The sequence below is a fragment of the Kitasatospora sp. NPDC001309 genome, assembly GCF_042896295.1.
Taxonomy (GTDB): Bacteria; Actinomycetota; Actinomycetes; order Streptomycetales; family Streptomycetaceae; genus Kitasatospora.
Window position 1 is genome coordinate 22832 of the sequence record NZ_JBIAXC010000018.1, and the last position, 11949, is coordinate 34780.

The following is an 11949-nucleotide window of genomic DNA, read 5'->3' on the forward strand; positions in this document are numbered from 1 at the left end:
ACCGGCGTGTCGGCCGTTCGGGTTACCGTTTGATCCCGTGCGCACTCACATCGTTTGGGACTGGAACGGCACGCTCTTCCATGACATGGACGCCGTCCTCGGCGCGAGCAACGCCGCGTTCGCGACCATCGGCGTCGGGCCGATGACCCTGCAGCAGTACCGCGAGCAGTACGAGATCCCGATCCCCCGGTTCTACGAGCGGCTGCTCGGTCGGATGCCCTCCACGGAGGAGTGGCTGCGACTGGACGACGCCTTCCACGACCGCTACGTCGAGCTCAGCCGGGCCTGCGGCCTGACCGAGGGCGTGCCCGAGCTGCTGGCGGGCTGGCAGGCGGCCGGGCACAGCCAGTCCCTGCTGTCGATGTACGAGCACGAGAAGCTCGTCCCGCTGGTCGACGGCTTCGGCCTGACCGGCAGCTTCCTGCGGGTGGACGGCCGCAGCGGCCCCTCCGGCGGCCAGAAGGCGCAGCAGCTGACCAGGCACCTGGCCGAGCTCGGCGAGCGGGTCGACCCGGCCCGTACGGTGCTGATCGGCGACGCCGCGGACGACGCCCTGGCGGCGCTGCACGCGGGGGCCCGCGCGGTGCTGTACACCGGGGGCTCGCACACCCGGGAGAAGCTGGAGCCGGTCGGCGTCCCGGTGGTGGACAGCCTGGCCGAGGCGGTCGAGCTGGCGGGCCGGCTGACGGGCTGAGCCGAGGCGGTCGGGCCGACGGGCCGAGCGGACCCGCCGGGACGGCGGACGTGGCGGGCGCCACGTCCGCCGTTGGCGTGTCTGGACGGGCGGAACGGTCCCGCCCTGGTCAGGCTGGAGTCGAACCCCAGCCGCCAGGACGGAGCCGCCATGCCCATCGACGCAGTCACCGAGGTGCCGACCCCGGTCAACGAGCCGGTGCGGACGTACGCGCCCGGCAGCCCGGAGCGGGACCGGCTGGTCCGGCGGCTGGACGAGCTGGCGGCCGAGCAGGTCCCGCTGCCGATGACCATCGGCGGTGAGCAGCGGTTCGGCGGCGGCGAGCGGATCGAGGTCGTCCAGCCGCACCACCACGCCGCCAAGCTGGGCGTGCTCGGCAACGCCACCCGGGAGGACGCCCGGGCGGCGGTGGACGCGGCGCTGGCGGCCGGGCGGCAGTGGCGCTCGCTCTCCTTCGACGACCGGGCCGCAGTCTTCCTGCGGGCCGCCGACCTGCTGGCCGGGCCGTGGCGGGACACGCTCAACGCGGCGACCATGCTCGGCCAGTCCAAGACCGTGCAGCAGGCCGAGATCGACTCCGCCTGCGAGCTGATCGACTTCTGGCGGTTCAACGTCGGGTTCGCCCGGCAGGTCCTGGCGGAGCAGCCGGTCTCCTCCCCGGGGGTGTGGAACCGGGTCGACCACCGCCCGCTGGAAGGTTTCGTCTACGCGGTCACCCCGTTCAACTTCACCGCGATCGCCGGGAACCTGCCCACCGCCCCCGCGCTGATGGGCAACACCGTGGTCTGGAAGCCCGCGCCGACCCAGACCCTGGCCGCGTACCACCTGATGCGGCTGCTGGAGGCGGCCGGCCTGCCGCCCGGGGTGATCAACCTGGTCACCGGCGACGGCCTCCAGGTCTCCCCGGTGGTGCTCGCCGACCCGGCGTTCGCCGGGCTGCACTTCACCGGCTCGACCGCCACCTTCCAGTCGCTCTGGCAGAGCATCGGCGCGAACATCGGCGGCTACCGCACGTACCCGAGGATCGTCGGCGAGACCGGCGGCAAGGACTTCCTGCTGGCCCACCGCTCGGCCGACCCGGACATCCTGCGGACCGCGATGGTCCGCGGCGCCTTCGAGTACCAGGGCCAGAAGTGCTCGGCGCTCTCCCGCGCCTACGTGCCGCGCAGCCTCTGGCTCACGATCAAGGACGACTTCCTGGCCGAGGTGGACGCCCTGACGGTGGGCGACGTCACCGACCTGTCGAACTTCATGGGCGCCCTGATCGACAAGCGCGCCTTCGAGCGGAACCGCACCGCGATCGAGCGGGCGAAGGCCGACCCGACCGTCGAACTGGTGGCCGGCGGCCAGTACGACGACGCGATCGGCTGGTTCGTCCGGCCGACCGTGCTGGTCTCCTCGGACCACCGGGGCGAGATCTTCCGCACCGAGTACTTCGGGCCGATCCTGGCGGTCCACGTCTACGAGGACTCCCGCTGGGACGACGTGCTCCGCCGGGTCGACGCGGGTGCCCCGTACGGCCTCACCGGCGCGGTGATCGCCCAGGACCGGTACGCCATCGCCCAGGCCGTGGAGGAGCTGCGCTTCACCGCCGGGAACTTCTACATCAACGACAAGCCCACCGGCGCCGTGGTCGGCCAGCAGCCCTTCGGCGGCTCCCGGGCCTCCGGGACCAACGACAAGGCGGGCGCCGCGCAGAACCTGCTGCGCTGGACCTCGGCGCGGGCGATCAAGGAGACCTTCGTGCCGCCCACCCGGCACGGTTACCCGCATATGGGCTGAAAGCGAACACGACGCTCCGGTTTGGACATGGTGTCCAGGACGGACCCGACATCCTGTGGGTTTGCGCCTCCCTGTCCCTGTGCACCTTCGATTGATCCGGTTAGGCTGGCTGGCGTCGTCGGGTGGCTTGCAGGACGAACGTGTCGTCCTACCCGCTGGGAGGGCGTTTCATGCGTGCCATGAGCCCCTTTCAGTCGGACGGTGCGGCAGGATTGCGAGCGACCCGTCGGTGTACACCCACACACCACCGAGTCACGCAACGGCGCGCGACAGGAGCCAAGAAGTCATGCAGACCAAGCTGGACGCAGCCAAGGCCGAACTGCTCAAGAAGGCAGCCGCAGCCGCTGAGAACAGCCAGGTGGGGGGAGCGGCGCCGGGGGAGGGTCTGAGCAACGGTGCTCTGACCGCGTACCTGCACCACTACTACCTCCACACCGCGCCCGAGGACCTGGTCGACCTCGACCCGGTCGACGTGTACGGCGCGGCCGCCTCCCACTACCGCCTGGGGCTCAAGCGCCCCCAGGGCACCGCCGAGGTGCGGGTCCACACCCCCTCGGTCGAGGAGAACGGCTGGTCCTGCGGCCACACCGTGGTCGAGGTCGTCACCGACGACATGCCCTTCCTGGTCGACTCGGTCACCAACGAGCTCTCCCGCCAGGACCGCGCGATCCACCTCGTCGTCCACCCCCAGCTGCTCGTCCGCCGTGACATCACCGGCAAGCTGCTGGAGATCCTGGACGTCGACGCCTGCTCCCGCAGCCAGGCCGCCGGCACCGAGTGGCCCGCCGACGCGACCGTCGAGTCGTGGATGCACATCGAGATCGACCGCGAGACCGACCGCGACGACCTGCGCACCATCGAGACCAACCTGCGCCGCGTGCTCGGCGACGTCCGCGAGGTCGTCGAGGACTGGGGCAAGATGCGCGACAGCGCGCTGCGCCTGGCCGACGAGCTGGCCGAGGAGCCCCCGGCCGAGCTGCCCGAGCAGGAGGTCGGCGAGGCCTGGGAGCTGATGCGCTGGCTCGCCGACGACCACTTCACCTTCCTCGGCTACCGCGAGTACGACCTGGTCGAGCACGAGGGCGAGGAGGTCCTCAAGGCCGTCGCCGGGACGGGCCTGGGCATCCTGCGCTCCGACCCGCACAGCCACGACGACCGCCACCACTCGGTCTCCGAGGCCTTCGGCCGGCTCTCCGCCCCGGTCCGCGCCAAGGCCCACGAGAAGAAGCTGCTCGTCCTGACCAAGGCCAACAGCCGATCCACCGTGCACCGCCCGGCCTACCTCGACTACGTCGGCGTGAAGAAGTTCAACGCCGCCGGCGAGCCCACCGGCGAGCGCCGCTTCCTCGGCCTGTTCTCCTCCGCCGCCTACACCGAGTCGGTCACCCGCATCCCGGTCGTGCGCCGCAAGGTCCAGGAGGTGCTGGACGGCTCCGGCTTCTCCAGCGAGAGCCACGACGGCCGCGACCTGCTCCAGATCATGGAGACCTTCCCGCGCGACGAGATCTTCCAGACCTCGGCCGCCGAGCTGCTCTCCATCGCCACCAGCGTGCTCTACCTCCAGGAGCGCCGTAAGCTGCGGCTCTTCCTGCGCCAGGACGAGTACGGGCGCTACTTCTCCGCCTTCATCTACCTCCCGCGCGACCGCTACACCACGCGCATCCGGCTGCTGCTCACCGACATCCTCAAGGAAGAGCTGAACGGCGCCACCATCGACTACACGGTGTACGCCACCGAGTCGGTGCTGACCCGCCTGCACTTCGTCGTCCGGGTCGCCCCGGGCACCGAGCTGCCCCGGCTCACCGACTCCGACATCGAGCGGATCGAGAACCGCCTGGCCGAGGCCGCCCGGTTCTGGATGGACGGCTTCCACGACCAGCTGCACACCGAGCTGGGTGAGGAGAAGGCCGCCGAGCTCGGCCACAAGTACGCCAACGCGTTCCCCGACGGCTACCGCGCCGACTTCCCGCCGCGCACCGCCGTCTCGGACATCAAGCAGATCGAGGCGCTGCACGGCGAGGGCGACTTCCGCCTCAACCTGTACCAGCCGGTCGGCGCGGGCGACGACGAGCGCCGCTTCAAGATCTACCGGGTCGGCGGCCCGATCTCGCTCAGCGAGGTCCTGCCCGTGCTCCAGCGCCTGGGCGTCGAGGTCCTGGACGAGCACCCGTACGCGCTGCGCCGCTCCAACGGCACCACCGCGTGGGTGTACGACTTCGGCCTCAAGCTGCGCGAGGCCACCGAGCTCACCGACGAGGCCCGCGAGCGCTTCCAGGACACCTTCGCCGCGACCTGGACCGGCAAGGCCGAGAACGACGGCTTCAACGAGCTGGTCCTCACCGCCGGGCTGAACTGGCGCCAGGCGATGGTGCTGCGCGCCTACGCCAAGTACCTGCGCCAGGCGGGCTCCACGTTCTCCCAGGACTACATGGAGGACGCGCTCCGCAACAACACCCACACCACCCGCCTGCTGGTCAACCTCTTCGAGGCCCGGCTCAGCCCCAGCCACCGCTCCGGCGCCCTGGAGCTGACCGAGGGCATCCTGGAGGAGCTGTCCGGCGCGCTCGACGAGGTCGTGTCGCTGGACGAGGACCGCATCCTGCGCTCCTTCCTGCACCTCATCAAGGCCACCCTGCGGACCAACTTCTTCCAGCACGACGGCTCCGGCGCGTGGCACTCCTACGTGTCGATGAAGTTCGACCCGCAGGCCATCCCGGACCTCCCGGCCCCGCGCCCGGCGTTCGAGATCTGGGTGTACTCGCCGCAGGTCGAGGGCGTGCACCTGCGCTTCGGCAAGGTCGCCCGCGGCGGTCTGCGCTGGTCCGACCGGCGCGAGGACTTCCGCACCGAGATCCTCGGCCTGGTCAAGGCCCAGATGGTCAAGAACACCGTCATCGTCCCGGTCGGCGCCAAGGGCGGCTTCGTCGCCAAGCAGCTGCCGGACCCCTCGGTGGACCGCGACGCCTGGCTGGCCGAGGGCGTCTCCTCGTACAAGACCTTCATCTCGGCGCTGCTCGACATCACCGACAACCTGGTGGCCGGCGAGGTCGTCCACCCGGCCGACGTGGTCCGCCACGACGAGGACGACACCTACCTGGTCGTCGCCGCCGACAAGGGCACCGCGACCTTCTCCGACATCGCCAACGGCGTCGCGGAGTCGTACGGCTTCTGGCTGGGCGACGCCTTCGCCTCCGGTGGCTCGGCCGGCTACGACCACAAGGGCATGGGCATCACCGCCCGCGGCGCCTGGGAGTCGGTCAAGCGCAACTTCCGCGAGCTGGGCCACGACACCCAGTCCGAGGACTTCACGGTCGTCGGCATCGGCGACATGTCCGGCGACGTCTTCGGCAACGGCATGCTGCTCAGCGAGCACATCCGGCTGATGGCGGCCTTCGACCACCGCCACATCTTCCTGGACCCGAACCCGGACGCGGCCGTCTCGTACGCCGAGCGCCGCCGCCTGTTCGACCTGCCGCGCAGCTCCTGGGACGACTACGACAAGTCGCTGATCTCGACCGGCGGCGGCGTGTTCCCGCGCAGCGCCAAGTCGATCCAGGTCAGCGCGCAGGTCCGGGCCGCGCTGGGCATCCAGGAGACCCGCCTCACCCCGGCCGAGCTGATGAAGGCCATCCTCCAGGCGCCGGTCGACCTGTTCTGGAACGGCGGCATCGGCACCTACGTCAAGGCCTCCACCGAGACCAACGCCGAGGTCGGGGACAAGGCCAACGACGCCATCCGGGTCAACGGCGAGCAGGTCCGGGCCCGGGTCATCGGCGAGGGCGGCAACCTCGGCTGCACCCAGCTCGGCCGCATCGAGTACGCGGCCACCGGCGGCCCCGAGGCGGCCGGCGGCTGGATCAACACCGACGCCATCGACAACTCGGCCGGTGTGGACACCTCGGACCACGAGGTCAACATCAAGATCCTGCTCAACCAGGTCGTCGCCGAGGGCGACATGACGGTCAAGCAGCGCAACGTCCTGCTCGCCGAGATGACCGACGAGGTCGGCCACCTGGTGCTGCGCAACAACTACGCGCAGAACGTCGTGCTGGCCAACGCCGTCGCCCAGGCGCACAGCATGGTCAACGTCCACGCCCGGATGATCAACCGCTTCGAGGCGGCCGGCCGGCTCGACCGCGGGCTGGAGTTCCTGCCCGTCGAGCGCCAGATCCGCGAGCGCCAGCAGAACGGCCGCGGGCTCTCCCAGCCCGAGATGTCGGTGCTGCTCGCCTACACCAAGATCATCCTGGCCGACGAGCTGCTCGCCACCGACCTGCCGGACGACCCGTACTTCCGCACCGCGCTGCACGAGTACTTCCCGAGCGCGCTGCGCGCGAAGTTCGCCGACGCGATCGACAACCACGCGCTGCGCCGCGAGATCATCACCACGCTGATCGTCAACGACACGATCAACCGCGGTGGCTGCACCTTCGCCTTCCGCCTGAAGGAGGAGACCGGCGCGACCTACGAGGAGATCGCCCGGACGCACACCGCCGCGCGGGCCGTCTTCGGCCTGGAGGAGATCTGGGCCGAGATCGAGGGCCTGGACAACAAGGTCCCGGCCCGGATCCAGACCAAGATGCGGCTGCACTCGCGGCGCCTGGTCGAGCGCGCCACCCGGTGGATGCTCAACAACCGCCGCCAGCCGCTCGACATCGCCGGCACCATCGAGTTCTTCCACGACCGGATCAACCAGGTCTGGGGCTCGCTGCCCAAGCCGCTCCGCGGCGAGGACCTGACCTGGTTCGAGAAGATCCAGGGCGAGCTCGCCGCTGCGGGCGTGCCGGACGCGCTGGCCACCCGGATCGCCGGGCTGTCCTCGGTCTTCCCGACCCTGGACATCACCGAGGTCGCGGACCGCTCCGGCAAGGACGTCGCCGAGGTCGCCGAGCTGTACTACGACCTGGGCGACCGCCTGCAGATCTCGCACCTGCTCGACCGCATCATCGACCTGCCCCGCACCGACCGCTGGTCGTCGATGGCCCGGGCCGCGATCCGCGAGGACCTCTTCGCGGCGCACGCGGCGCTGACCGCCGACATCCTGGCCTGCGGCCCCGAGGGCGCCACCCCCGAGGAGCGCTACACCGCCTGGGCGGACCTCAACTCCACCCTGCTGAACCGCGCCAAGGCCACCCTCGACGACATAAGGGGTTCGGACAACTACGAGCTGTCCAGCCTCTCGGTCGCGATGCGCGTCATCCGCACCCTGCTGCGCACCGGTTCGATGCGCTGACGGACGGCTGTACGGAAGGGCCCGCGTCCTCTTGGGCGCGGGCCCTTCCGCGTTCCCGCCACCGCCCCGAAAACCGGTTACGGATCGTGGACGCACGTTCGATACGGTGCTCCCGAACGAACTTTGGGGGAATCGACATGGGGAAGAACCGGGGACCGATCCGCGCAGTGGGCGCGGCCGTCTCGGTGGTGCTGCTGGTCGCCGGAGCGGCGGCCTGCGGCAACGACGACAAGAAGGACACGGCGAAGGCCGACTCCACCGCCACGGCCTCGGCGGCGCCGACGTCCAAGGCGCCGGAGGCCTTCTCGGCGGCCGGCTACCGCGGCCTCAAGCCGGGGACGGCGAAGGACGCCGGGCTGGCCACCGGTGTGCTGGAGGCGGCGCCGGTCTCGCTGCTCGACGGCTGCACCGACTTCGTCTACAAGGGCGGCCCGGCACCGGACAAGACCCGGATGGACGCCGAGGCGGCCACCGAGGCCCGCTACAAGGACCTCAATGCCCAGGCGGACGCGGCCCGGGGCACGGCCCCCGCCCCGGCGGGCACGCTGCCGCCAGGGGCCTCCGCGAAGGATGCCGCCGCGGCCGCCGCCGGTTCGGCCGCCGCGGCCAAGGACTCGGCCGCCACCGCCAAGCTGATGGCCGACGCCACCAAGTCCATCGCGGACATGTGGGTGGCCCGCGAGGCCAAGGACAAGGCCTTCCTGGCCACCGGCCGGGTCTCCTTCGCCGCCACCGGCCTGCGCGAACTGGTCGCCCCGGCCGAGGCCAGGACCGCCGAGGGCATCGGTGCCGGCGCCACCCTGGACGCCCTCCAGCAGGCGTACGGCGCCAAGGGCCTCCAGCTGGCCAAGAGCGGCAAGTACGAGCTGCCGGTCGAGGGACAGCAGGGCTGGAAGTACGAGTTCACCGTGGACGGCGGCAAGGTCGTCGGCATGGCCGTGGCCAACCGCGACATCAAGTGCGTCTGACCGCCTGACCGCCTGACCGCGACGGTTCCGGTGCTGGGGCCCGCCTTCGAGATCATCTCGAAGGCGGGCTTCGTGTTCTCCGTGCTCGCATTCCCACAGCGGAGCGAAACGCCTCTTGTTCTCTGCACAGGAAGTCGGTCCGGTCGACTTCCTGCGCGGGTGGCGCCGAAGCCCCGCGTGCGGGGCCTAGCGGGAGGCGGCGCGCTGGAGGGCGCTGGCGAGGAGGGCGAGGTCGGTGGGGCCGTTGCCGAGTTCGCGGACCGGGCGGCGGGCGGGCGGGGCGCCCAGCTGGAGGGGGTCTATCGCGACCACGGTGGGGCGCAGGGTGGCGGTGCGCGGGATGCGGCCGCTGATGCGGGCGGTCTGGAAGGCGGTGACGCCGCCGTCCGGGCGGCGCAGGTAGCCGCGGCCGGGGGTGTCCTCGGGGAGGGCGGCCGCGTCGCCGAGGTGGATCAGCAGGTCGGAGTCGGCCGGGTCCTCGGTGCGCAGGGCGATCCGCAGCAGGGCGGCCTCGTCGACCTCGGTGCCGGCGCTCTCCTCGGGGCGGCCGGTGGCGACGGCGAGGTGGATGCCGAGCGGGCCGCCGCGCCGGGCGACGGCGGCGAGCGCGCGGGCCAGCGGGCGGCCGACCGGGGAGGTGGGGGAGAGCAGGGCGTCGTAGTCGTCGACGACGACGACCAGCCGGGCCGGGACGGGGCCCGTGGGGGCGGCGGACGGCCGGGAGTCCTCGGCGCTGCGCGGCTGGATGATCCGCGCCGCGGTGGAGGTGGTGCCGGCGCCGACGGTGGCGGGGACCGGTACGGAGGTCGCGCCGTGGTCGTCCAGCCGCTGTCCGTCCAGGCCGTGTCCGTCCAGGATGTGCCCGTCCAAGATCCGTGCGGCGTGCCAGGAGGCGAAGTCCAGCCCGTCGAACAGCCGCTCCCGCAGGGCGAGTTCGTCCTCCAGCGCCTCGGCGGCGAGGAGTGCGGCGCGCGGGTCGGCGACGGCGTTCACCCGGCCGGTGACGTGCGGCAGCTCGGTGCAGCCGTCCAGTCCGTCCTGGCCGTCGCCGGTGGCCCGGCCCTCGATGAGGGTGACGGCGAGGCGCTCGGGCCGCTCGGAGACGGCGAGCGAGGCGACCAGGGTGCGCAGCAGCTCCGTCTTGCCGGAGCCGCGGGCGCCGCCGATCAGCAGGTGGGGGCCGCCCGGGTCGGGGGAGGGCAGGGTGAGTTCGGGGTCGGCCAGGTCGAGGGTGCACAGCTCGTCCCGGGTGGTGCCGAGCAGGGCGGTGGCGGCGCCGATGCCGCCGGCGTGGGCGGCCCAGCGGGCGGAGAGCTTGGCCGGGGTGACGGTGTCGAGCTGGAGCAGGTCGAGCAGCCGCAGCGCGTCCGGCAGCGGGCCGCGGGAGACCGGGGCGGCTTCGCGCAGCGGGGCGAGGAGGCGGGCCAGCCGTTCGGCCCAGGCGTCGGAGACGGCGTCCAGCGAGACCTCGTGCAGGGTTTCCCGGCCGCGGGCGACCGGGCGGTCCAGGGAGAGCTGGGTGCCGACCTCGCCGGTGATCAGGGCGGTGGCGCCGAGGCCGCGGGGGAGCAGTTCGGGCTGTTCGGCGAGGCAGACCGGGAAGATGCCGACCGCCGGGCCCTGGCGCAGCAGCAGGTCGAGCGCGTGCCGGGCGGCCTCGGTGGCCGGGCGGCCGTCCACCACGACCACGGTGGCGGGGTGGCCGCCGGGGCCGGTCGGGCCGCTGAGCCGGGCGGTGAGCTCGGTGAGCCGGGCGGTGGCCTGGTCGTCGTCGAAGCCGGTCAGCAGGCGGCAGTCCTGGCCGTCGACGGGGCGCAGGTGGGGCAGCCACAGCGCCCAGGCCCAGGTGTCGACGCGGTCCTCGGGGCTGCGGGCCGGGTCGGCGTCGACCACGACGAGGCTCAGTCCGGTCGGCGGGTGCAGTGCGGCGAGCTGGGCGACGACGGCGCGGGTGAGCGCGTCCAGGCGTTCGCGCGGGCCGCTGAGGCCGAGGCTGCCGGCGGTCTGGAGGTCGAGGGTGACGGGGACGGCGGGCAGCATGGTGCCGGGGGTGGTGCCGGCGCCGCCGGGGCGGTCGGCGGTGCCCAGCCGCAGGGTGAGCGCGTCGGGGTGGCCGGGGCCGCGCTCCCACAGTCGGGGGCCGGGGCCGACGGCGTTGAGCAGCACGGTGGCGAGGTCGGGCCAGCGCTCCCGCTGGGCGGCGGCCTGGCGCAGCCGTACGGCGGTGTGGTGGCGTTCGGCGCTCTCCTGGCCGGGCGGCTCGGCGGCGCGGCCGGGCAGCAGGGCGAAGAGGCCGCGGCCGCGGCCCGGGGCGGGCTCGGGGGCGGTGGGCGGTTCGAGGACGGGCGGCGCGGGCCGGACGGGGCCGGGGGCGGCGAGCTGGAGGTGGCCGTTGCCGTCGGGCAGGGCGGCGCGGGCCGGCTCGCCGAGCGGTTCGAGGACCTGGAGGGTGGACTCGCCGATCCGCAGCAGCGCGCCGTGTTCCAGGGGGACGGCGGCCTCGGGCGGCAGGGGCGGGACGATCCGGCCGTCCAGGGTGGTGCCGTTGGTGGAGCCGAGGTCGCGGACGGTGGCCCGGCCGTCCTCGCCGAGGTGCAGGGCGAGGTGCAGCCGGGAGACGTCCGGGTCGTCGAGCGGGACGTCGGCCTCGCCGGAGCGGCCGATCCGGATCTCCCGGCCGTGCAGCCGGTGCACTCCGCCGGCGTCCGGGCCGCCGACCACGCGAAGTTCGGCCGCGGCGCGGGTGTCGTCGGGGTCGTCGGCGGTGGGGTCGGGCTCGTTGAGGCTGAGCACGGCGCCGTCGAGCAGCGGGGGGTGGCCGAGGAGGGTGTGCTCGTCCACCCGGTGCGCCCCAGCGTACAGGTGCACATGGGTGGCGGCCCGTGGCCCGCGCACGCCGACGGCGCCCGCGAGTGCGCCCGCGATGGCGCCGAGCGCGGTGCCGACGGGTGCGGTGACCAGCACGTCCACGTAGGGGATGGCGGAGCCGGCGGCGGTCGGGCCGCTGCGCGGTCGGAGGACGGTCAGCCGGATCTGCATCTCGCCCGCGGGTCCCTTCTGCTGGTGTGATGCCTGGTACCGCTGCCCGGTGTCGTCGCGCACGCGCGGGGCGATCGCGGCGACCCTTGGGCCACACGAGTGGCGAGTGTCCATCCTGCCATCCGGCGCGGACGGTCCGCGCACCGTACCGGATTTGACGATCTTGCGATCATCGCCATGGTGGAGGCGACGGAGGGTCAGGTCAACCGTCGCTCCGCCCGTCCGGCCGAGGG

At 72.8% G+C, this 11949-nt stretch carries 5 protein-coding genes; 4 read left to right on the forward strand and 1 reads right to left on the reverse strand.

The genetic code is table 11. The features are described from left to right. The first annotated feature begins 37 nt into the window (after window positions 1-37). The 4 genes from ACFY2K_RS19485 to ACFY2K_RS19500 all read left to right on the forward strand — a co-directional run bounded on the left by ACFY2K_RS19485 (window position 38) and on the right by ACFY2K_RS19500 (window position 8677). Complete coding sequence (locus tag ACFY2K_RS19485) at window positions 38-694, forward strand: HAD family hydrolase (protein WP_375882973.1); 657 nt, start codon at window positions 38-40, stop codon at window positions 692-694. Window positions 695-850: 156 nt separating this feature from the next. Next, window positions 851-2476 (forward strand): L-glutamate gamma-semialdehyde dehydrogenase, encoded by a 1626-nt coding sequence (gene pruA / locus ACFY2K_RS19490; RefSeq protein WP_380640806.1) that lies wholly within the window; start codon window positions 851-853, stop codon window positions 2474-2476. Between the two features lie 286 nt (window positions 2477-2762). Next, on the forward strand, window positions 2763-7709 hold the full coding sequence (locus ACFY2K_RS19495) for an NAD-glutamate dehydrogenase (protein WP_387712769.1): 4947 nt from the start codon (window positions 2763-2765) through the stop codon (window positions 7707-7709). A 137-nt stretch (window positions 7710-7846) separates the two neighbouring features. Then, window positions 7847-8677, forward strand: a complete 831-nt coding sequence (locus ACFY2K_RS19500; protein WP_387712772.1) for a hypothetical protein — start codon at window positions 7847-7849, stop codon at window positions 8675-8677. A gap of 186 nt (window positions 8678-8863) precedes the next feature. Here the strand turns inward: ACFY2K_RS19500 and ACFY2K_RS19505 are convergent, their stop codons facing one another. Then, window positions 8864-11779 carry an FtsK/SpoIIIE domain-containing protein gene (locus tag ACFY2K_RS19505; protein ID WP_380522504.1) on the reverse strand — a complete coding sequence of 972 codons (2916 nt, stop codon included), beginning with the start codon at window positions 11777-11779 and terminating at the stop codon, window positions 8864-8866. Window positions 11780-11949: the final 170 nt, after the last annotated feature.